At 74.0% G+C, this 20,223-nt stretch carries 22 protein-coding genes; 4 read left to right on the top strand and 18 right to left on the bottom strand.

The window, feature by feature from the left end:
• Window positions 1–66 precede the first annotated feature (66 nt).
• The 4 genes from EUS26_RS15655 to rplS form a co-directional block, all read right to left on the bottom strand.
• Window positions 67–387, bottom strand: a complete 321-nt coding sequence (locus tag EUS26_RS15655; RefSeq protein WP_130014765.1) for a DUF2469 domain-containing protein — start codon at window positions 385–387, stop codon at window positions 67–69.
• On the bottom strand, window positions 384–1,061 hold the full coding sequence (locus EUS26_RS15650; RefSeq protein WP_130014781.1) for a ribonuclease HII: 678 nt from the start codon (window positions 1,059–1,061) through the stop codon (window positions 384–386). The genes EUS26_RS15655 and EUS26_RS15650 overlap by 4 nt, the downstream gene beginning before the upstream one ends.
• A gap of 44 nt (window positions 1,062–1,105) precedes the next feature.
• A complete protein-coding gene (gene lepB, locus EUS26_RS15645) occupies window positions 1,106–1,855 on the bottom strand; it encodes a signal peptidase I (protein ID WP_130014764.1) in 750 nt (249 codons plus the stop codon).
• Between the two features lie 116 nt (window positions 1,856–1,971).
• Window positions 1,972–2,355, bottom strand: coding sequence for a 50S ribosomal protein L19 (gene rplS / locus EUS26_RS15640; protein WP_130014763.1), 384 nt, complete (start codon window positions 2,353–2,355; stop codon window positions 1,972–1,974).
• A gap of 289 nt (window positions 2,356–2,644) precedes the next feature.
• On the opposite strand from rplS, the gene serB reads away from it, so the two are divergent.
• Window positions 2,645–3,523: a phosphoserine phosphatase SerB gene (gene serB, locus EUS26_RS15635; protein WP_130014762.1), complete on the top strand. Its 879-nt coding sequence runs from the start codon at window positions 2,645–2,647 to the stop codon at window positions 3,521–3,523.
• A gap of 55 nt (window positions 3,524–3,578) precedes the next feature.
• Here the strand turns inward: serB and trmD are convergent, their stop codons facing one another.
• The 5 genes from trmD to EUS26_RS15610 all read right to left on the bottom strand — a co-directional run bounded on the left by trmD (window position 3,579) and on the right by EUS26_RS15610 (window position 7,343).
• The gene (gene trmD, locus EUS26_RS15630; protein ID WP_130014761.1) at window positions 3,579–4,295 is read right to left on the bottom strand and encodes a tRNA (guanosine(37)-N1)-methyltransferase TrmD; all 717 of its coding nucleotides are present in this window, start codon (window positions 4,293–4,295) and stop codon (window positions 3,579–3,581) included.
• A 5-nt stretch (window positions 4,296–4,300) separates the two neighbouring features.
• On the bottom strand, window positions 4,301–4,816 hold the full coding sequence (gene rimM / locus EUS26_RS15625; RefSeq protein ID WP_130014760.1) for a ribosome maturation factor RimM: 516 nt from the start codon (window positions 4,814–4,816) through the stop codon (window positions 4,301–4,303).
• An 83-nt stretch (window positions 4,817–4,899) separates the two neighbouring features.
• The gene (locus tag EUS26_RS15620; protein WP_130014759.1) at window positions 4,900–5,142 is read right to left on the bottom strand and encodes an RNA-binding protein; all 243 of its coding nucleotides are present in this window, start codon (window positions 5,140–5,142) and stop codon (window positions 4,900–4,902) included.
• Between the two features lie 2 nt (window positions 5,143–5,144).
• Window positions 5,145–5,654 (bottom strand): 30S ribosomal protein S16, encoded by a 510-nt coding sequence (gene rpsP, locus EUS26_RS15615; protein WP_130014758.1) that lies wholly within the window; start codon window positions 5,652–5,654, stop codon window positions 5,145–5,147.
• A 132-nt stretch (window positions 5,655–5,786) separates the two neighbouring features.
• Window positions 5,787–7,343 (bottom strand): XRE family transcriptional regulator, encoded by a 1,557-nt coding sequence (locus EUS26_RS15610; RefSeq protein WP_130014757.1) that lies wholly within the window; start codon window positions 7,341–7,343, stop codon window positions 5,787–5,789.
• 120 nt (window positions 7,344–7,463) lie between these two features.
• Here EUS26_RS15610 and aceA point away from each other — a divergent pair, with 120 nt between their 5' ends.
• Together aceA and EUS26_RS15600 are read left to right on the top strand one after the other, a co-directional pair.
• Window positions 7,464–8,768 (top strand): isocitrate lyase, encoded by a 1,305-nt coding sequence (gene aceA, locus EUS26_RS15605; RefSeq protein ID WP_130014756.1) that lies wholly within the window; start codon window positions 7,464–7,466, stop codon window positions 8,766–8,768.
• 80 nt (window positions 8,769–8,848) lie between these two features.
• The gene (locus EUS26_RS15600) at window positions 8,849–10,429 is read left to right on the top strand and encodes an aldolase/citrate lyase/malate synthase family protein (RefSeq protein ID WP_130014755.1); all 1,581 of its coding nucleotides are present in this window, start codon (window positions 8,849–8,851) and stop codon (window positions 10,427–10,429) included.
• Window positions 10,430–10,513: 84 nt separating this feature from the next.
• Here the strand turns inward: EUS26_RS15600 and EUS26_RS15595 are convergent, their stop codons facing one another.
• Window positions 10,514–11,596 carry an amidohydrolase family protein gene (locus EUS26_RS15595; protein WP_130014754.1) on the bottom strand — a complete coding sequence of 361 codons (1,083 nt, stop codon included), beginning with the start codon at window positions 11,594–11,596 and terminating at the stop codon, window positions 10,514–10,516.
• A gap of 66 nt (window positions 11,597–11,662) precedes the next feature.
• Between EUS26_RS15595 and EUS26_RS15590 the strand changes: the two genes are divergently transcribed.
• Window positions 11,663–12,367 (top strand): N-acetyltransferase, encoded by a 705-nt coding sequence (locus EUS26_RS15590; RefSeq protein ID WP_130014753.1) that lies wholly within the window; start codon window positions 11,663–11,665, stop codon window positions 12,365–12,367.
• A gap of 44 nt (window positions 12,368–12,411) precedes the next feature.
• On the opposite strand, the gene EUS26_RS15585 is transcribed toward EUS26_RS15590, so the two are convergent.
• The 8 genes from EUS26_RS15585 to EUS26_RS15550 all read right to left on the bottom strand — a co-directional run.
• Window positions 12,412–13,050 (bottom strand): hypothetical protein, encoded by a 639-nt coding sequence (locus tag EUS26_RS15585; protein WP_130014752.1) that lies wholly within the window; start codon window positions 13,048–13,050, stop codon window positions 12,412–12,414.
• 94 nt (window positions 13,051–13,144) lie between these two features.
• Window positions 13,145–13,726, bottom strand: a complete 582-nt coding sequence (locus EUS26_RS15580; RefSeq protein ID WP_130014751.1) for a mismatch-specific DNA-glycosylase — start codon at window positions 13,724–13,726, stop codon at window positions 13,145–13,147.
• Window positions 13,726–14,874, bottom strand: a complete 1,149-nt coding sequence (locus EUS26_RS15575; RefSeq protein ID WP_130014750.1) for a M4 family metallopeptidase — start codon at window positions 14,872–14,874, stop codon at window positions 13,726–13,728. The genes EUS26_RS15580 and EUS26_RS15575 overlap by 1 nt, the downstream gene beginning before the upstream one ends.
• Window positions 14,875–14,925: 51 nt before the next feature.
• Window positions 14,926–16,557, bottom strand: coding sequence for a signal recognition particle protein (gene ffh, locus EUS26_RS15570; protein WP_130014749.1), 1,632 nt, complete (start codon window positions 16,555–16,557; stop codon window positions 14,926–14,928).
• Between the two features lie 97 nt (window positions 16,558–16,654).
• Window positions 16,655–17,842: a signal recognition particle-docking protein FtsY gene (gene ftsY, locus EUS26_RS15565; RefSeq protein ID WP_130014748.1), complete on the bottom strand. Its 1,188-nt coding sequence runs from the start codon at window positions 17,840–17,842 to the stop codon at window positions 16,655–16,657.
• Window positions 17,843–17,901: 59 nt separating this feature from the next.
• Window positions 17,902–18,333: a hypothetical protein gene (locus EUS26_RS15560; protein ID WP_130014747.1), complete on the bottom strand. Its 432-nt coding sequence runs from the start codon at window positions 18,331–18,333 to the stop codon at window positions 17,902–17,904.
• 213 nt (window positions 18,334–18,546) lie between these two features.
• On the bottom strand, window positions 18,547–19,053 hold the full coding sequence (locus tag EUS26_RS15555; RefSeq protein ID WP_130014746.1) for a hypothetical protein: 507 nt from the start codon (window positions 19,051–19,053) through the stop codon (window positions 18,547–18,549).
• A partial coding sequence (locus EUS26_RS15550; protein WP_165368650.1) for an AAA family ATPase occupies window positions 19,050–20,223 on the bottom strand: 1,174 nt, incomplete at its 5' end. The genes EUS26_RS15550 and EUS26_RS15555, both read right to left, overlap by 4 nt.

Genomic DNA, 20,223 nt, shown 5'->3' with positions numbered 1-20,223 from the left:
GCCGCAAGGCGCAGGCGGCCGGCTGTGGACGACCGGGCGACCGGTCGGAGGGTGTGGACGGGTGGGTCAGCGACCGTCGGTGAGGCCCTTGACGTCGAGGTCGGACTTGGCGAGCTCCTCGACGTTGACGTCCTTGAAGGTGATGACCCGTGCCTTCTTCACGAAGCGGGCCGGCCGGTAGACGTCCCACACCCAGGCGTCGGTGAGGGTGACCTCGAACCAGGTCTCGCCGTCCCCCGTCCGGACCTGCACGTCGACCTCGTTGGCGAGGTAGAACCGGCGCTCGGTCTCCACCACGTGGGTGAACAGCCCGACGACGTCGCGGTACTCGCGGTAGAGCGCCAGCTCGGCGTCGGTCTCGTACTTCTCCAGGTCCTCCGCGCTCATGGTGTCACTCCTTCCTCGCCCGCGACGACGGTCGCCGCCGCGGCGATGTTCCAGCTGCGCCGGTGCCACTCGCTGGGCCCCAGCCGGCGCAGGGCGTCCTGGTGCTCGGGGGCGGCGTAGCCCTTGTTCTGGTCCCACAGGTACGGGGCGTGCCGTGCCTCGGTCGCCGCCTGCACCATGAGCCCGTCCCGCTCCACCTTGGCCAGGACCGACGCCGCCGCGACGGAGGAGCAGCGCAGGTCGGCCTTGACCATGGTGCGCACCGGGGGACCGGGAGGGCCCTCGAGGAGACCGAGCAGGCCCGTCCGTGCCGGGTCGGTCAGCCAGTCGTGGTTGCCGTCGAGCAGCACCAGGTCCGGCCGGGTGGTGCCGAGCCCGGCCAGCGCCCGCTCCCCCGCCAGGCGCAGCGCGGCCATGATGCCGAGGTCGTCGATCTCCTGCGGCCAGGCGTGCCCCACCGCGTGGGCCACCGCCCAGCGGCGGATGCGCGGCACCAGCCGCTCACGGGCGGCCGCGGTGAGCAGCTTGGAGTCCTTGACCCCCTGGGGCGCGGTCCGGCAGGAGGCGTCGACCGCCACGACCCCCACGCTCACCGGACCCGCCAGGGCACCCCTGCCGACCTCGTCCATGCCCACGAGCACGGCATACCCCTCACGCTGCAGGGTGCGCTCCACCCGCAGGCTGGGTCGCTGCGCGGGGCGACGGGAGGTCGCGGTGCTCACGGCGCGTCCGGGACGTCGGCGAAGGTGTCCGGGACGGTGAACCAGTCGAAGTGGTCGAACGGGTAGAGCAGGACCACGGCCTGCCCGACGACGGCGTCCAGCGGCACCGCCCCCTCCTGACCGGTCCCGTCGTCGTTGGCGCGTGAGTCGCGCGAGTTCGACCGGTGGTCGCCCATGAGCCAGATGTGGTCCTCCGGCACCGTCACCGAGAAGTCCGTGGTGCTGGGCTCGTCGCCGGGGTAGACGTAGTCCTCGTCCAGGGGCTCGCCGTTGACGAGGAGCCGTCCCTGGTCGTCGCAGCACTCGACCGTGTCACCGGGCAGCCCGATGACCCGCTTGATGAGGTGGTTGCCCTGGGAGGACGGGGCGACCCCGACGAACTCCAGCGTGCGCAGCGCGCCGTTGACCACCGGTCCCCGGTCCACCCGCTGCGCCGGCGGCAGCCAGCCGCCCGGGTCCTCGAAGACGACCACGTCACCGCGGTCGACGGCCAGCGGTCCGGCCTTGACCTTGCTGACCATGACGCGGTCGCCGTAGACCAGCGTCTGCTCCATGCTGCCCGACGGGATCCAGAACGCCTGGGCGACGAAGGTCTTGATGAGGAAGGAGATGACCAGGGCGGTGGCGGCGATGGTGACGATCTCCTTGACCGCCGCCCAGAGGCCGCCGGTGCGGGAGGGCCGCGGGTCCGGCTCCGGGGTGCCCTCGTCGGAGGAGCCGCCCCTCTCCCGGGTGGGTTCGCTCACCGGTCGTCGTCCTGTCGTCCGAAGTATGTGGCCGCCCCGACCCTAACCCTGGTCGCTGAGAACAGAACGATCCCCCGCCGGCCGGGGCCGGGCGGGGGATCGTCAGCGGGTGGTGCTCAGGCCTGGCCGCCCGACCGGCCCTTCGCGGCCGGGACGCTGTCGCGGCGCTCGCGGATCTTGGCGGCCTTGCCGCGCAGGTCGCGCAGGTAGTAGAGCTTGGCGCGGCGCACGACGCCGCGGCTCGCGACCTCGATCTTCTCGACGTTCGGGGAGTGCAGCGGGAAGGTGCGCTCGACGCCGACGCCGAAGGACACCTTGCGGACGGTGTAGGTCTCGCCGAGGCCACCACCGTGACGGCGGATGACGACGCCCTTGAAGACCTGGACACGGGAGCGGTTGCCCTCGATGACCTTCACGTGGACGTCGACGGTGTCGCCCGCCCGGAAGTCGGGGATGTCGCTGCGAAGGCTCGCGGCGTCGAGATCGGCAAGCTTGTGCATGGTGCTCTCCTGCTCGTGGGTGCCACAGGTCACCCGCGGCGTGTCGGGCCCGCGCCGGCGCTCAGGCTGGCGTGGCACGGTCGTCGTGGTGTGGTCTCCGGTCGGCACCACCCGCACGCTCCCCCTGTGGCAGGGGCACGGGCTGCTCGGCGCGGACGCCGGGACGCAAGGATCCAGTGTGCCAGAGGGCGTGCGCGCGCTCCAAGTCGGCACCGACGCCCGGTGGCGTCGCGGCCGGGTGTCCGGAGGAGCCGGCTCGCCCGCGCTCCGCGCCGCCTAGCATGGGGCCGTGCCCGTCCTGACGCTGCTGAGCGACCCGAGCGCCCGACACCTCACCGACGCGGTGGTCGAGGAGGTCGCGGGCACGGCGGCCCGCGGCGAGCCCCGGTGGCTGCGCCCGGGGTCGGCCGTCGAGGTGCCCGTCGACGGGCGGCTGCGGGTGGACGACGACCTGTGGGCGACCTGGCAGGGGCGAGGGGTCGACGTGGTGCAACAGCCCGACGGACCCCGACGGCGCAGGGTCCTGCTGGCGGACATGGACTCGACGATGATCCAGCAGGAGTGCATCGACGAGCTGGCGGCCCACGCCGGCGTCGGCGAGCAGGTCGCCGGCATCACCGCGCGCGCCATGAACGGCGAGCTCGACTTCGCCGGGGCGCTCCACGAGCGGGTCGGGCTGCTCGCCGGCCTGCCCGTCGAGGTCGTGGACACGGTCCTCGCCGAGCGCGTGACGCTGACGCCGGGCGGCCCGGAGCTGCTGGCGACGATGGCCGCCGCCGGGGGGTATGCCGCGCTCGTGTCCGGAGGTTTCACCCTGTTCACCCGGGTCGTGGCGCAGCGGCTCGGTTTCGACGAGCACCGCGCCAACACCCTCGAGGTCGACGGCGGCCGGCTGACCGGCCGCGTCGTGCCGCCGGTCGTCGGCCAGCAGGCCAAGCTGGACGCGCTGCGCGAGATCAGCGCCCGCCTGGGGATCGGCGCGGAGGACGTCGTCGCGGTCGGCGACGGCGCCAACGACCTGCCGATGCTGCGGGCGGCGGGGCTGGGTGTCGCGCTGCACGCCAAGCCCGCCGTGGCACGTCAGGCCCCGGTCCGGGTCAACCACGGCGACCTGACGGCGGTGATCTTCCTCCAGGGGTACGCCGACGACGAGATCGTCCGCCCCTGAGCGTTCTGGACATACGTCTCTGGGGGGCGGGCCCCAGAAACGCATGTCCAGAAGCTCAGCGGTCGGCCTCGTAGCGGGCCATGAGGTCCGGGCGGCGCTCGGCGGTGCGCCGCAGCCGCTGCTCGTGGCGCCACGCGGCGATGTGGCCGTGGTGCCCGGACAGGAGCACCTCGGGCACGTCGTGCCCCCGCCAGGTGGCCGGCTTGGTGTAGACGGGGTACTCCAGCAGTCCCCCGGTGTGCGACTCCTCGAGCAGTGAGGCCTCGTTGCCGACCATGCCCGGCAGCAGCCGCGCCACCGCCTCGGTCATCGCGAGCACGGCGACCTCGCCGCCGTTGAGCACGTAGTCGCCGAGGCTGAGCACGCTGAGCGGGTAGCGCGCGGCGAACTCGTCGTAGACCCGCTCGTCGATGCCCTCGTAGCGCCCGCAGACGAAGACCAGCCAGTCCTCCTGCGCCGCCAGCCGGGCCGCGACGTCCTGGGTGAAGACGTCGCCGCCGGGGCCGGGCACGACGAGGTGGGGCGTGCGGCCCGGCAGTGCGGTGCAGACGGCGTCCAGCGCCTCCCCCCACGGCTCGGGCCGCATGACCATGCCCGCCCCGCCGCCGTACGGCGTGTCGTCGACGGTGCGGTGCCGGTCGTGGGTCCAGTCCCGCAGGTCGTGCACGTGCACCTCCAGCAGGCCCTCGCGACGGGCGCGGCCCAGGAGCGACAGCTCCAGGGGGGCGAGGTACTCGGGGAAGATGGTGACGACGTCGAGGCGCAGCGGCATACCCCTCACTCCCCCAGCTCGAGCAGGCCCGGCGGCGGGTCCACGACCACGGTCCGCTCCTCCTCATCGATCCGGGGCACGAGCTCCTCGACGAAGGGGACGAGCACGAGGGTCCCGGACGTCGTCCGCACCTCGAGCAGGTCCTGGACCGGGCGCACGTGCAGCGCCGCGACCTCGCCGACGGGCCGCCCGTCGGTCAGGGTGACCGCGAAGCCGAGGAGGTCCTCCTCGCGCCACCCCTCGTCGTCGTCCTCCTCCGCCTCGTCCTCCACCAGCAACCGGGTGCCGCGCAGCGCCTCAGCCGCCGTGCGGTCGGGGTGTCCCTCGAAACCGAGCAGGTAGGTGCCCTGGTGCTGCCGGACCGAGACGAGGGTCAGGGGGCCGCGCTGGGGCGGGTCGGTGGCGAAGCTGGTGCCGGGCACGAGACGACCCGCAGGGTCGTCCGTGTGCACCTGCACGGTCACCTCGCCCCGGAGGCCGTGCGGCTTGCCGACGCGGGCGACGACGAAGGTCTGGCTCATGGTCTCCTCCGGTCCGGTGGACGAAGCGACCCGCCCGGGCGCTGCGGCGTCCGGGCGGGTCGAGGTGGTGCTGGGGGTCGGGCTCAGCGGGCCCGGTCGGTGTCGACGATGTCCACGCGGACCTTCTCGCCACCGGCCAGGGCACCGACGACGGTGCGCAGGGCGCTCGCGGTGCGCCCGCGGCGACCGATGACGCGACCCAGGTCCTCCGGGTGCACCCGGACCTCGAGGATGTCGCCGTGCCGTGCGTTCTTGGTGCGCACGACCACGTCGCCGTCGTGGTCGACGATGCCCTTGACCAGGTGCTCCAGCGCTTCCTCGAGCATGCTCAGGCCTCGTCGGCCTGCGCGCCGCCCTCGGCCGGCTCGTCGCTGGTGCCGGCGGCCGCCGCCGAGCCCTCGGTGTCGGCCGCGGGGGCGGTCGCGTCCTGCGCGGCGGTGTCGGCCTTGGTCGACTTCTTGCGGCGCTGGGTGGTGGCGCCCGAGGTGTCCTCACCGTCGGAGGCGGCCAGGGCGGCCTCGTAGAGCGCCTTCTTGTCCGCCTTGGGCTCGCGGACCCTCAGCGTGCCCTCGGCACCCGGCTCGCCCTTGAACCGCTGCCAGTCACCGGTGATCTTCAGCAGCGCGGCGACCTGCTCGGTCGGCTGCGCGCCGACGCCGAGCCAGTACTGCGCACGCTCGGAGTCGATGTCGATGAGCGACGGCTCCTCGGTGGGGTGGTACTTGCCGATCTCCTCGATCGCCCGGCCGTCGCGCTTGGCGCGGGAGTCCATGACGACGACGCGGTAGAACGGTGCACGGATCTTGCCCATGCGCTTCAGGCGAATCTTGACAGCCACGTGTGCGGTGTCTCCTCATGAGTTGTCTGTGGTGTGCGCCGGGGACCGCGTGGGGATGAACACGCACGGCACCGCGGCAGCGATGGACACATCAGGGCACGGTGAGAGGGCCGACCGCCGATGGGTACGCCTTCATTGTGCCACATCCGTCGTCGGCGCCGGATCCGCGCCCTCGTCCCGACCGGGCCCGTCCGGTCGGGGCGCGTGCTCGGCCACGAAGCGGAGCACCTCCGTGTCGTCCACGCCGGGGAAGACCCCGGGGGGCATCACCGCGAGCAGGTGGGAGTGGGCCCGCGCGCTGGGCCAGACCTGCCCGTCCCACTCCCGCGCGAGGTCCGCCGGCGGCCGGGTGCAGCACCGCGGGTCGGGGCAGCGGGACACCCGCCGCTCACGGGTGTCCCGTCCCCGCATCCACCGCACCTGGTCGTAGGGCACGCCGACGCTGACCGAGAACAGGCCGGCGGAGGTGGGCTCGGCGACCGCCGTGCACCAGTACGTCCCCCGCCCGGTGTCGGTGTACTGGTGGTAGACCTCCCCGGTGGGCCGGTCGAAGACCACCCGCGCGGTCCAGGAGCGGCACACCCGGGCTCCCTCGATGGCGCCGGAGGCGTCCATCGGGAAGCGCACCCCGTCGTTCTCGTAGGCCTTGTAGATGACGCCGTCGGCGCTGGTCCGCATGAAGTGGACCTGCAGGTCCAGGTGCTCGGTGGCGAGGTTGCAGAACCGGTGGGCCGCGGTCTCGTAGGACACGGCGTAGGCGTCCCGCAGGTCCTCCACCGCGATGTCCCGGTCCACCTTGGCCTGGCGCAGCAGCGGGACGGCGGTGCTCTCGGGGATCAGGGCGGCGGCCGCGAAGTAGTTGATCTCGACCCGCTGGGCGAGGAACTCGGCGTAGTCACGCGGCGGTTCATGGCCCAGCACGACGTGCCCGAGCGCCTGCAGCGCCGCGGCCCGGGGGTCGTGCGCGCCGCTGGCCGGGAGGTAGATGCGGTGGTGCGCGAGGTCGGTGACGGTGCGGGTCGACGCCGGGACGTCCGGCACCGTGACGACCTCGAAGCCCACGTGCCGGGCGACCCGCTCGACGACCTCCCGGGAGACGGGCCCACGGGTATGCCCGGCCCGCCCCACGAGCCCGGCCGCGGCCGCCTCGATCTCGCTGAAGTAGTTGCCGGCCGCACGCATGCGCGCCCGCAGCTCGGCGTTGGCGAGGCGGGCGAACTCCGGGGTCGCGGCCCGCTGCTGCTGCAGCCCCACGACGCTCTCGTAGAGCCCGACCAGAGCCTCCAGGGCGTCGTCGGGCAGGCCCGGACCCACCCGGACCGGCGGGATGCCGAGCGTCTGGAAGCCCTCGGCCCGCTGCGCCCGCTCCCACCGGACCTCCAGCGCGGCGCGCCTGCTCGGCGGCCCGCCGGCCAGCAGCGCCATGAGCTCGACCCCCAGCGCCCCGGCCAGCTGCTCCAGGGTGGACACCCGCGCCTCCCTGCGGCCGTTCTCGATGAGCGACAGGGCCGACGCGGACAGCCCGGTGCGGGCGGCCAGCGTGGCCAGGGTCATCCCGGCCTCGCGCCGCGCGTGCCGCAGACGGCGCCCCACCGCGACCGGGTCGGCGGACCCCGCGGCCCCGGTGTCGGTGCCGTCCAGGCGCTCGGACGGGCGGAACGGCAGCACGCGACCGGCGGAGGACGGCATACCTCCACGATAGCGAAAGATCGGCGGTTCTTGACAGCGCTGCTCCGTTCCGCTGCCTCACCCACGCCGGGACAGTGGTGGGCACACCCGCAGTCGCCGTACCGAGGAGAGGGGTCGACGATGACCATCACCACCCAGCCCACCGAGACCACCCCGGCCGCCGCCCAGGCGCTGGAGATCGAGCAGGACTGGCGGAGCAACCCCCGCTGGTCCGGTGTCGAGCGGCGCTACACCGCGCAGGACGTCGTGCGGCTGCGCGGCTCCGTGGTCGAGGAGCACACCCTGGCCCGCCGCGGGGCCGAGCGGCTGTGGGAGGCCCTGGAGACCAAGCCCTTCACCCGCGCGCTGGGTGCCCTCACCGGCAACCAGGCCGTCCAGATGGTCAAGGGCGGGCTCGAGGCGATCTACCTCTCCGGCTGGCAGGTCGCCGCCGACGCCAACCTGGCCGGCCAGACCTACCCCGACCAGAGCCTCTACCCGGCCAACTCGGTGCCCGCGGTCGTGCGTCGCATCAACAACGCGCTGCAGCGCGCGGACCAGATCGCCTGGATGGACGGCGACACGAGCACCGACTACTTCGTGCCGATCGTGGCCGACGCGGAGGCGGGCTTCGGCGGCCCGCTCAACGTCTTCGAGCTGATGAAGTCGATGATCGCGGCCGGTGCCGCCGGGGTGCACTGGGAGGACCAGCTCGCCTCGGAGAAGAAGTGCGGCCACCTGGGCGGCAAGGTGCTCATCCCGACCGGCCAGCACGTCCGCACCCTGAGCTCGGCCCGTCTCGCGGCCGACGTGCTGGGTGTCCCCTCGGTCGTCATCGCCCGCACCGACGCGCTGGCCGCCGACCTGCTGACCAGCGACGTCGACGAGATCGACCAGGAGTTCACCACCGGGGAGCGCACGTCGGAGGGCTTCTTCCGGGTCCGCAACGGCATCGAACCGGTCCTGGCCCGCGCCAAGGCCTACGCCCCCTACGCCGACCTCATCTGGGTCGAGACCGGTACCCCCGACCTGGGGCTCGCCCGGGAGTTCGCCCAGGAGCTGCACCGCGACTTCCCGGACCAGAAGCTGGCCTACAACTGCAGCCCGTCGTTCAACTGGAGGGCGGCCCTGTCGGACGCCGACATCGCCGCCTTCCAGGACGAGCTGGGCGACCTGGGCTACGCCTTCCAGTTCATCACCCTGGCCGGCTTCCACGCGTTGAACCACTCGATGTTCACCCTGGCCCAGGGGTATGCCCGCAGCGGCATGAGCGCCTACGTCGAGCTGCAGGAGGCGGAGTTCGCGTCCGCGCCCTCCGGCTACACCGCCGTGCGGCACCAGGCCGAGGTCGGCACCGGGTACTTTGACGCGGTGAGCACCGCGGTCAACCCCGAGTCGTCGACGACGGCCCTGTCCGGCTCCACCGAGTCCGAGCAGTTCCACTGATCGACGCTGCCCCGGCGCCCGACGACCCGCACCGATGGCCGTCGGGCGCCCGCGGCCCCTCCCGACGAGACGAGGACGAGATGGACTACCCCGCCGCTCTGCTGGACGAGCCCACCGCCGACCTGCTGCGCCGGCTGGTGACCGAGACCGCGCCGGCCCGCGCCGAGCTGCTGCGCGCCCGCAAGGAGCAGTCGCGCGCGGTCCGGGCCGGCGCGGAGCTGGCGCCCTCGCCGCGGACCGCCCACCTGCGCGCGGACGACTCGTGGCGGGTGGCCCCTCCCCCGGACGACCTGACCTACCGCCTCGTCGAGCTCGCGACCCCGGCCACCACCGAGCACGCGACCGCGGCGCTGGCCTCCCGGGCCGACGTGTGGGTGGCCGACCTCGAGGACATGCTCGTGCCGACGTCGGCCCGGCTGGTTGCGGCGCAGCGCGCCATCGAGGACGTCGCGGCCACCCGCACCGGTGACGCCCAGCCGGGGGTGCCCACCCTCATGGTGCGGCCGCGGGGGCTGCACCTGGGCGAGGCGCACCTGCAGGTCGACGGTGCCGCCGCGAGCGCGTCCACGGTCGACACCTTCACCTTCCTGGCCCGGTGCGGCCGCACGCTGCTCGCCGGGGGCACGGCGCCCTACCTCTACCTGCCCAAGCTGGAGACCGCCGCCGAGGCGGCCTGGTGGGACGACCTGCTCACCCGGGCCGAGTCGCTCCTCGGGCTGCCGCACGGCTGCACCCGGGTGAGCGTGCTCGTGGAGACGGTCCAGGCGACCTACGAGCTCGAGGAGATCGTCCACGCCCTCCGGGAGCGGCTCACCGGGCTCGCCGCGGGCCGCTGGGACTACATCTTCTCCCACCTGCGCACCTACGGGACCCGCAGCGACCACCTGCTGCCCGACCGGGACGCGTTCACCATGAACACCCGCTTCCTGCGCAGCTACACCTCGCTCATCGTGGGGGTGTGCCACCGCCGGGGGGTCCAGGCCATCGGCGGGCCCATCGCCCTGGCGGCGAGCGGGCCGTTCGACGAGTCCATGGCGATGACCCACGCCCGCGTGCACCGGGACAAGGCACGGGAGGCCAAGCAGGGCTTCGACGGCGCCTGGGTGGTGCACCCCGGGATGGTGCCGGTGGCCCGCGCGCCCTTCGAGGAGCGCGACCGGCTGCGCCGGGAGGGGGCCTGGGAGGAGGCCGATCCCGCCCTCGCCGCGACACCGGACCCGGTCGCCCTGCGGGACGTCAGCTCGATCCCGGGCGCCTCGACGCTCACCGGGGTGCGCACCGCGCTGCGCTCCTCCCTGAGCTACCTCACCGGGTGGCTCGCCGGGGAGGGCACGTCGGTCATCGCCGGGCACATCGAGGACTTCGGCACCGTGGAGCTCAACCGGATGCAGCTGTGGCAGTGGCTCAGCCACGGCCAGCGGCTGGCCGAGGGGCCGACCATGTCCGAGCTGCTGCTGGACCGGATGCTCGAGGACGAGGTCGCGCTGCTGCGGCGCCGGGGCGCCCGGGAGGACCTGCTGGAGCAGGCGGTCACCCTGCTGCGCGACTCGGTCGTGGCCGCCGAGCCGCCCGCCTTCCTCTCCCAGCGGGCCTACGAGGTCCTGCTGCAGGTCGGCGAGCAGGACGACGAGTGGCAGACCGCCCCCAGCGGCGCCGCCTGAGCGTGGCGGTCCAGGTCGCCCGGGCGACCCCCAGCCGGTGCGGGACAGGCCCGCCCGAGAGCGCGGGGCGTGCCGGCGGCCGGCCTAGTACGCCCGGCCCCGCAGGATGACGTGGGCGGGGTCGGAGAGCACCCGTACGTCCTCCCGGGGGTCCTCGGCGTAGACGACCAGGTCGGCCGACTCGCCCTCCGCGATGCCCGGCCGCCCCAGCCAGTCCCGGGCCGCCCAGGTGGCGGCGCCGATCGCCTCGAGCGACGTCATACCGGCCCGCGTCAAGGCCTCGACCTCCCGGGCGACCAGGCCGTGCGGCAGCTGCCCTCCGGCGTCGGTGCCGACGTACACGGGGACGCCGGCCTCGTGGGCCTTCGCGACCGTCTGGTGACGGCGGGCGTAGAGGTCCATCATGTGGTCGGCGTAGGTGGGGAACTTGCCGCGCCCGGCGTCCGCGAACCCGGGGAAGTTGTCGATGTTGACCAGCGTCGGCACGATGGCGATGCCCTGCCGGGCGAAGGCGTCGATGGTGTCGTCGACCAGACCGGTCGCGTGCTCGATGCAGTCGGTCCCGGCGGCCGCGAAGTCGACGAGCGACTGCTCCGCGAAGCAGTGGGCCGTCACCCGGGACCCCTCCTCGTGCGCCGCCGCGATGGCCTCGGTGAGCACGTCCACCGGCCAGCAGGTGTTGAGGTCCCCGGTCTCCCGGTCGATCCAGTCCCCCACGAGCTTGACCCACCCGTCGCCGGCCCGCGCCTCCTGCCGGACGTAGGCCACGAGGTCCTCCGGCTCGATCTCCCAGGCGAAGTTGCGGATGTAGCGCCTCGTCCGCGCGATGTGCCGCCCGGCCCGGATGAGCCGGGGCAGGTCCTCCCGGTCCTGCACCCACCGGGTGTCCGCCGGGCTCCCGGCGTCCCGCAGCAGCAGCGCCCCCGCCGCCCTCTCGGTGAGCGCGTGCTCCTCCGCCCGGGCGTCGTCGACCGCTCCCTGCGCCTCCAGGCCCACGTGGCAGTGCGCGTCGACCAGCCCGGGCAGGGCGTACCCGCGGACCGTCTCGGCCTCCCGACCGGCCGGCGCGGTGAGGCTGATCCGGCCGTCGACGACCCAGACCTCCCTCAGCACCTCCTCGGGTCCCACGAGGACCTGGCCCTGGATGTGCAGCACGGGTGCGCTCACGTCGCGTCTCCTTCGTCGCCGGTATGCCGTGCCCACCGTATCCGCAGGTCCGTAGACTCCTCCCTCGTGTCCCGCGCCCCCTCCCCCGCCACCGGTCCCGCCCGCGAGCCGCTGCACGTGCCGCGGGTGGACCTCGGAGCGATGCTGCGCGACGCCGCGGCGGGTCGGTTCCCCGAGCCGGACGGTGGGTTCTCCCGCGCGGCGTCGTGGAAGGACGGCGTCGAGGGGGCCATCGCCTTCACCGGCCACGCGGTGATGGTCGTCGGGGAGGAGGTCAGCGACGGGCACCTGGCCGGCCTGGGTGTGCACGGTTTCGGCGGGGCGCACGAGCCGCGCACGACGCTGGCGCTGGCCGGTGGGGGGCCGATCGGCGTCCTCGACGCGCTCCTCGTCGGCCACGGGACGGGGGCCGGCGGGCCGCTCGTGCCCCGGTCCGACCTCGCGCTGACCGACCGGGCGGCGCACGCCGGGGAGTGGCGCACCGAGGTCGACGTCTACGGCCTGCCCGACCCGGACGTCACCTCCCTGGCCACCCTCTCGCGGGGTATCGGCGGACTGCCGGAGGTCGGCATCCAGGCCGAGGACGGGTACGCCGCCACGCTCCTCGAGGGTGTCCTGGGCCGCCTGCCACGGGGCGAGGTCGTGCTCGCGTCGGTGACGCCGGGCAACGCGCGCTCGCTGCGGTTCTTCCTGCGCCGCGGCTTCCTGCCGGTCGCCAGCGAGCAGCTGTGGAAGCCACGGCGCGAGCACGGCGCCGACCTCGGGCGCTGAGGCCGCCGGCGGACGTCTCGTCCTGCGGGCCCTGGGCCGACCGGTCAGCCGTCGCGGGTGGGGTCCTCTGCAGGCACGTCCGGGCCGTCCTCCCGCCGGGTGACGAGGGGGAGGTCGGGAGGCAGCGGCCAGGCGCCCTCCAGGTCCTCGACGGTCATCCACGCCACCTCCAGCCGCCGACGGTCGTGGCGGGCTCGCTCCAGCTCCTGGAGCGCCGCGGTGATGCGGCGCTGCCGGTCCGTCCTGGCCCGGGCGAGCGCTCCGACGACGGACCGGCCCGACGTGACGAACCGCTCGGCCTCGTCCAGGAGCTCCGCCGGCACCCCCAGCTCCTCCTGCCAGGTGAGATCGTGCACCCTCAGGCGGACGCGTCGTCGGTCGTCCAGCCGGGGGCGCACCCGCCGGTCCGGTGGCTCGCCCTCGGCGCTGGCGTCGACCGTCTGCGCGATCCAGACAGGTGTGCCGGAGATCAGCAGGTCGAAGCGCGTGGTCGGCAGAAGGACCCGCTCCCGCACGTCGGCCCGCAGGGTCTGCCGCCCGAGCCGCCACCCGTCCAATTCCTGCACCAGCGGGTCCTCGCCCGCCCGCGTCAGCCGGTTCTGGGCCGCCCGGACACCCTCCTCGTAGGCCTGCTCGGCCAGCAGGGCCTCGCGACGGGCGGTCGTCAGCGAGACAGCCCGCACCGCGTCACGGTCAACGAGGCGCGGCTGCGCGCCTCCGGGTCCGCCACGGCCCCACCACCGGCGCCGTCCCCCCGCAGGCTTCACGTCGCCCGGCTCACCGCAGGCCGGCCGCCCGGGCGGGCTCGGCGTAGGCCCGGGCCAGGGAGTCGACGGTCTCGTGGGCGTTGAGCCCGCTGGGGTTCGGCACCACCCACAGCTGGGCACCCTCCAGGTCGGTGGGCTGACGGCCCACCGCCGCCCCTCGCGCCCCGAACGCCCCGCGGTATGCCGTGATCCCGGCGACGGCGACCACCGCGGGTCGGGCCCGACGCACCGTCCGCGCCAGCCGCGTCGCCCCCTCGCGCAGCTCCTCCGGGGTGAACTCGTCGGCCCGGGCGCTGGCACGGCGCACGAGGTTGGTGATGCCGATCCCCCGCTGCAGGAGGTGGTCCCGGTCCTCCGCGCTCATCCCCGCGGCGGGGTCGACCGGCCGGCCGATGATGCCCGCCCGCTCCAGGGCGGGGTAGAACCGGTTGCCCGGGTGGGCGAAGTGGGTCTGCGTCGCCGCCGTCCACAGGCCCGGGTTGATGCCCACGAAGAGCAGCCGCAGCGGCGGGCCGTCAGGCCCCGGCAGCAGGTCCGGGACGTGCGCACCGCGGAAAAAGTCGAGCTCGGCCCGCGTGAACCGCGCCGCCATCAGGGCACCTCGAGGCCGACCCCGGCCCACGCCTGCAGGAGCGCGTCGACGACCTCCGGCTCCTCGGCGTACCGCTCCCGCGCCGAGACCAGCGTCGCGGCGGCGAAACCGGCGAAACCGACGTCCCGCGGGAGACGACCCCGGGTGGCGAGCGTGTCGTACCAGACCTGGCCGGCACGCTCCCACGACCGCCCGCCGAGCCCCGTCGCGAAGAGGTGGAACGCCTTGTTGGGGATGCCCGAGTTGATGTGGACGCCCCCGTTGTCGTGGTCGGCGTCGTGCGGCAGGTCGACGTAGTCGTCGAGGTGTGCCGGCTGCGGGTCCCGGCCCAGCACCGGGTCGTCGTAGGCCGTCCCGGGGGCGGCCATCGAGCGCAGCGCCACCCCCTGCACCCGGTCGGTGAACAGGTCGGCGCCGACGAGCCAGTCCGCCTCCGTGGCGACCTGGTCCCGCACCCGCTGGCTGACGAGCGACCCGACGACGTCACACACCGACTCGTTGAGCGCCCCGGACTGGCCGACGTAGGTGAGGCCGGCGGTGTACTGCACGAGCCCGTGCGCCAGCTCGTGGGCGATGACGTCCAGGCTCCGGGTGAACCCGGTGAAGTAGACCCCGTCCCCGTCGCCGAAGACCATCTGGCGGCCGTCCCAGAAGGCGTTGGCGTAGTCGCGTCCGTAGTGGACGGTGGCGCGCAGGAGCAGCCCGTCGCCGTCCAGCGAGTCGCGCCCGTAGGCCCGGGCCAGCAGGTCCCAGGTCGAGCCCAGCCCGTCGTAGGCCTGGCTCACCGCGCCGTCGCCGGTCTGCGGGTCGTCCTCGGTCCGCACGAGGCGGCCGGGCAGGGCGGTGCCGCCCTCGGCGTCGTGGACCCGGCGGTCGGGCGAGGCCTGCTCCGGCAGCACGCCGGACAGGTCGCCGGGGCGCGGGACGGTGCTGGTGGCCGCGCCAGGGGCGGGCATGGTCGGCGGCATGATGCCGCCCTGCAGCGGGGCGTGGCCCCCGGGCCAGCGGGTCGCCTCGATCTCGCGCCGACCCCGCGTGTCCGCGCTGTCGCGCAGCGTGAACTCCATCGCCGACGCCAGCTGCGGCTCGGCCTCGGCGATACGGGCCAGCAGGTAGCCCGGGATGATCGTGCAGCGTGTCCCCGTCATGGCCTCACTGTGCCACGGGGCGCCGACAGACCGGCCGGACCTGCCCGCCCCTCAGCCCTTGCCGCCGTCGAGGTACTTCTCGAAGCCCTGGGGCAGCTTCAGCCCGGACAGGTCCTGTCCCTCCGCGGCGTCGTCGGCCCCGGCCGCCCCCGCCCCGAAGGCGCTCTCGAAGGACTTCTCCCGCGCCGCCTGCTGCCTGGCCTCGGCGTCCCGCTCCTGCTGGGCGCGCTTGGCCGGGTTGCCCGACTTGCCCTTCTTGCGCTGCGGGGCCTTGCCCTTCCTGGCCCCGCCGGCGCCACCCATGCCGGGCATCCCCGGCATACCGGGCATGCCGCCGCCCTTCTTGAGCTGGCGCATCATCTTCTGCGCCTCGCCGAAGCGCTCGATGAGCTGGTTGACCTCGCCGACGCTCACGCCCGAGCCGCGGGCGATCCGGGCTCGCCGCGAGCCGTTGATGATCTTGGGGTGGCCGCGCTCCAGCGGCGTCATGGACCGGACCATGGCCTCGACCCGGTCGAACTCGCGCTCGTCCAGGGAGTCCAGCTGCGCCTTCATGCCCTGCATCCCCGGCATCATGCCGAGCATCTGCTTCAGCGAACCCATCCGCTTGATCGCCGACATCTGCTCGAGGAAGTCGTCGAAGGTGAAGTCCTCGTCGGAGAGGAACTTGCGGGTCATCTCCTTCGCCTGCGCCTGGTCGAAAGCCTGCTCGGCCTGCTCGATGAGGGTCAGGACGTCACCCATGTCGAGGATGCGCGAGGCCATCCGGTCGGGGTGGAACAGCTCGATGTCCTTGACGCCCTCCCCGGTGGAGGCGAAAAGGATGGGCTGCCCGGTCACCGTGGCCACCGAGAGCGCGGCACCACCGCGCGCGTCGCCGTCCAGCTTGGAGAGCACCGACCCGGTGATGCCGACGCCGTCGGCGAAGGCCTTGGCCGTCTCCACGGCCGCCTGCCCGATCATCGCGTCGATGACGAAGAGCACCTCGTCCGCCTGCGTCTCCAGCCGGATGTCGTGCGCCTGCCGCATGAGGTCGACGTCGACCGCGAGTCGGCCCGCCGTGTCGATGATGACGACGTCGTGGCTCTTGCGCCGCGCCTCCTCGACGCCGTCCACCGCCACGTCGACGGGGTCGCCGAAGGAGCGCGTCCCCTCCCCCGAGTCCAGGGCCGCGTCGTGGCCGAAGATGTTGCCGCGCTCGGGCGCGAAGACGGGGACACCGGCGCGCTGACCGACCACCTCGAGCTGGGTGACGGCGTTGGGGCGCTGCAGGTCGGCGGCGACGAGGAGCGGGGTGTGCCCCTGGTCGGCCAGCCACTTGCCGAGCTTGCCCGCGAAGGTCGTCTTGCCCGAGCCCTGCAGACCGGCCAGCATGATGACGGTCGGAGGGTTCTTGGCCAGGTTGAGCCGGCGGGTCTGGCCGCCGAGGATGGCGACGAGCTCCTCGTTGACGATCTTGACGATCTGCTGGGCCGGGTTGAGCGCCTGGTGGACCTCCGCGCCGAGCCCCCGCTCACGGATCCGTCCGGTGAACTCCTTGACCACCGGCAGCGCCACGTCGGCGTCCAGCAGAGCCATCCGGATGTCACGGACGGTGGAGTTGAGGTCGGACTCGGTGACGGTGCCCTTGCGCTTGAGGTTGCGGAAGGTCTGCGTCAGGCGGTCGGAGAGGCTGGTGAACACCCGCCCAAGGATACGTGCCGGTGCGCCGGCGCGGCGTCGCCCCGCTGCGGTGGTGCGTCACCGCAGGGAGCCCCGGTGCCCGACGCGTCGGCGCGGGTCAGCCGACGATCGCCCCGACGAAGGCCTCCGGGTCGAACGGCGCCAGGTCGTCGGGGCCCTCGCCGAGGCCGATGAGCTTGACCGGCACCCCGAGCTTGCGCTGCACGTTGACGACGATGCCGCCCTTGGCGGTGCCGTCCATCTTGGTGAGCACGATGCCGGTGATGGCGACCTCCTTGGCGAACTCCTCGGCCTGACGCATGCCGTTCTGCCCGGTGGTCGCGTCCAGGACGAGCAGCACCTCGCCCACCGGGGCGACCTTCTCCACGACCCGCTTGATCTTGCCGAGCTCGTCCATCAGGCCGCGCTTGGTGTGCAGGCGGCCGGCCGTGTCGACGAGCACGACGTCGACCTCGGCCTCCACCCCGCCCCTGACCGCGTCGTAGGCGACCGAGGCCGGGTCGGCGCCCTCGGTGTGGGAGCGGACCGTGGGCACCCCGACCCGCTCGCCCCAGGTCTGCAGCTGGTCGGCCGCGGCCGCGCGGAAGGTGTCGGCCGCCCCGAAGAGCACGTCCTTGTCCTCGGCCACGAGCACCCGCCCCAGCTTGCCGACCGTCGTCGTCTTCCCGGTGCCGTTGACGCCGACGACGAGGATGACCGCGGGGTGCTCGGCGGAGCGGCTCGCCGCGATGCGGCGGTCCAGGGAGGGGTCCACCAGCCGCAGCAGGTCGTCGTACAGCCACTGCCGCACCTGCTGGACGTCGCTGGTGCCCTCGACCTTGACCCGCGTGCGCAGCGAGTCGACGAGCTCCTGGGTCGCCTCCACCCCGAGGTCGGAGGCGAGGAGGGTGTCCTCGACGTCCTCCCAGGCCTGCTCGTCGAGACCGCCCCGGGACAGCAGCGACAGCAGCGCCTGCCCGATGGCGGTGTTGGACCGGGCCAGCCGGGCCCGCAGCCGCTGGAGCCGGCCGCGCGCCGAGTCGGGCCGCTCCAGGGTGGGGGTGGGCGCCTCCGGCTCCTCGACGGCGACCCCGCCACCACGGTTCTCGACCTCACCGCTCGGGGCGGGAGGCTCCTCGACGAGGACGTCGCCCTCGGAGCCGTCGCCGGCCGTCCGGCCGTCGCGGTCCAGGGTCGCGGTGTCGCCACCACGACCGCGCACCAGCGCGACCAGCAACGCGAGACCCCCGAGCACCACGACGGTGACGAGGGTCAGGATCTCCCAGAGCTCATTGATCGGTCCCACGGGCCCAGTCTCTCAGAACAGGGAGGGCACCCCGACACGACAGCGCCGGGGCCACCGGCTCAGCTGGCGGCGCGGTATCCCTCGTGCTCGTCCTCGCCCGGCTCACGACGCTCGTCCGTCGTACGACGTTCGTCCGTCGCACGGTGCTCGGCCGGCGGGGCGACCCGACCCGCCGGGGTGGACGTGGGCTCCGGCCGGGCCGCGGCGGCCGGGGCCGGCTCGTGCTGCCCGGTCGGTCCGGACGCGGCCGAGGCGGTGGCGGCCTGCCTCCGGTCACGCAGGGCCTGCGTGCGCTGGGCGGCCGACCGGCCGAGCTGCTCGCCGCGGTGGCGGACCTGCTCGCCCCGTCGGCGGGCGCCGGCGATGAGCTCCTCGCCCTCCGGGGTCCAGAACCCACCCCGCCCCTCGCGACGCGCCTCGATCATGACGAACCCCACGACCCCCGCGCCCAGGGCGACACACAGCAGCATGGCCAGGACAAGTGCAAGCATGCGCCCAGTGTGCCGCCCCTGGTCGCGGTGGACCGAACACGTCCCCGGCGTGTCCTGGGCGTGTCGCACGGATCGTGAGCGGCCTCACACCGGACGCACGGTCCGCACCGTCCAGACGCTCGGTCAGCACGCTCCGGACGCACGGTCCGCACCCTCCGGACGCACGGTCCGCACGCTCCGGACGCACGGCCCGGCCGGCTCGGCACGGTCGGCTCAGGCCGGCAGCTCCCGGGCGATCCGGTCCAGGGCCTGCCGCGTCGAGGCGACGAGCCCCGCGTCCCCGGTGCGCTCGCGCAGCTCCAGGGCACGGGCGGCGGCCGCGTGCGCCTCGGCATACCGCCCCTCGTCGAAGAGCGCCTTGGCGCGGTGCTGGTGGACCAGCGCCGTCCGGGCCTCGTCGTCGGCCAGCACCTCCTCGGCGGCGTCCAGCAGCTCGTGCGCGTCGACGAACTCCGCGCGCCAGTGGTGCACGTGGGCCAGGCGGACGGCGGCCGTCGCCCACGCCGGGGTCCCGGGCTCGCGCTCGTGCAGACGGTCCTGACCCGTGACGAGCGCCGCGTCGAGCTCGCCCAGCATCCGCAGCAGCGCGACCGCGTGCGGGTCCTCGGGCGTCTCCTCGACCCACTCCCGGGTCTCCTCCTCGTCGAGCAGCTCCTCACGCAGGGTCTCGGAGTCGATGACGTAGGCGGGGAACGCGGCGCCGCCGAAGACGACGGTCACGCCGGCGCCGGCTCGGGGTCGCGGGTGGGCTGCTCGACGCCGTCGGCCGCGACGTCCTTGATCCGCTGGCTGACGACGGTGGTCACGCCGTCGCCGCGCATGGACACGCCGTAGAGCGCGTCGGCGATCTCCATGGTCCGCTTCTGGTGGGTGATGACGATGAGCTGGCTGGAGTCGCGCAGCTCCTCGAAGAGCGTGATGAGGCGCCCCAGGTTGGTGTCGTCCAGAGCCGCCTCGACCTCGTCCATGATGTAGAACGGGCTCGGCCTGGCCTTGAAGATCGCGACGAGCAGCGCCACGGCGGTGAGCGAGCGCTCGCCGCCGGAGAGCAGCGAGAGCCGCTTGATCTTCTTGCCCGGGGGCCGCGCCTCCACCTCGATGCCGGTGGTGAGCATGTGCTCGGGGTCGGTCAGGGTGATGCGCCCCTCACCGCCGGGGAAGAGCCGCGAGAACACCCGCTCGAACTGCGCCGCGGTGTCGTGGAACGCCTCGGTGAAGACCCGCTCCACCCGTTCGTCCACCGACCGGACGATCTCCAGCAGGTCCTCCTTGGAGCGCCGCAGGTCCTCCACCTGCTCCGTGAGGAAGGTATGCCGTTCCTCCAGCGCCGCGAACTCCTCCAGCGCGAGGGGGTTGACCTTGCCCAGCTGGGCCAGCTGCCGCTCGGCCCGGCGCAGCCGCTTGTCCTGCACCTCGCGGACGAAGGGCTGCGGCTCCGGCGCCTCCGCGTCCGGGTCGTCCGGCGCGGGGTCGTCAGGACCGGGGATGTGCGGCACCGGCAGGTGCGGGCCGTACTCCTCCACCAGCGTCTCCGGCGACACCCCCAGCTCGTCGACCGAGCGCGCCTGCAGCGCCTCGATGCGCAGTCGCTGCTCGGCCCGGGCGATCTCGTCGGCGTGCACCGAGTCGGTGGGGTCGCGCAGGTCGTCGGCGAGCTCGCGGGCCCGCTGGCGGGCCGCGGCCAGCGCCTGGTCGCGCTCGGCCTGCTCGGCGCGCCCCCGCTCGCGCTCCTGCGTGACGGCGGCGAGGACCTGCTCGCAGCGCTCCAGCAGGTATGCCGCCCCCACGCCCACCGCCTGCGCCGTTGCCCGCTCCCGGGCGCGGCGCTCGCGACGCTCGGCGGCGCGGCGTCGCGCGGCCAGCTCGCCGGCCGCCGCGGACTCCAGGCTG

This window comes from Serinicoccus sediminis (genome assembly GCF_004153545.1).
GTDB classification, from domain to species: Bacteria; Actinomycetota; Actinomycetes; order Actinomycetales; family Dermatophilaceae; genus Ornithinicoccus; species Ornithinicoccus sediminis_A.
This window is presented reverse-complemented; position numbering and strand designations above follow the sequence as displayed.

What these genes read in the sequence shown, in the direction of transcription:
- EUS26_RS15655 (WP_130014765.1), bottom strand. Translation starts at nt 387, where the DNA reads ATGAGCGCGGAGGACCTGGAGAAGTACGAGACCGACGCCGAGCTGGCG.
- aceA (WP_130014756.1), top strand. Translation starts at nt 7,464, where the DNA reads ATGACCATCACCACCCAGCCCACCGAGACCACCCCGGCCGCCGCCCAG.
- EUS26_RS15575 (WP_130014750.1), bottom strand. Translation starts at nt 14,874, where the DNA reads ATGACGGGGACACGCTGCACGATCATCCCGGGCTACCTGCTGGCCCGT.
- EUS26_RS15600 (WP_130014755.1), top strand. Translation starts at nt 8,849, where the DNA reads ATGGACTACCCCGCCGCTCTGCTGGACGAGCCCACCGCCGACCTGCTG.
- rimM (WP_130014760.1), bottom strand. Translation starts at nt 4,816, where the DNA reads ATGAGCCAGACCTTCGTCGTCGCCCGCGTCGGCAAGCCGCACGGCCTC.
- EUS26_RS15580 (WP_130014751.1), bottom strand. Translation starts at nt 13,726, where the DNA reads ATGGCGGCGCGGTTCACGCGGGCCGAGCTCGACTTTTTCCGCGGTGCG.
- EUS26_RS15620 (WP_130014759.1), bottom strand. Translation starts at nt 5,142, where the DNA reads ATGCTCGAGGAAGCGCTGGAGCACCTGGTCAAGGGCATCGTCGACCAC.
- trmD (WP_130014761.1), bottom strand. Translation starts at nt 4,295, where the DNA reads ATGCCGCTGCGCCTCGACGTCGTCACCATCTTCCCCGAGTACCTCGCC.
- EUS26_RS15560 (WP_130014747.1), bottom strand. Translation starts at nt 18,333, where the DNA reads ATGCTTGCACTTGTCCTGGCCATGCTGCTGTGTGTCGCCCTGGGCGCG.
- rplS (WP_130014763.1), bottom strand. Translation starts at nt 2,355, where the DNA reads ATGCACAAGCTTGCCGATCTCGACGCCGCGAGCCTTCGCAGCGACATC.
- EUS26_RS15610 (WP_130014757.1), bottom strand. Translation starts at nt 7,343, where the DNA reads ATGCCGTCCTCCGCCGGTCGCGTGCTGCCGTTCCGCCCGTCCGAGCGC.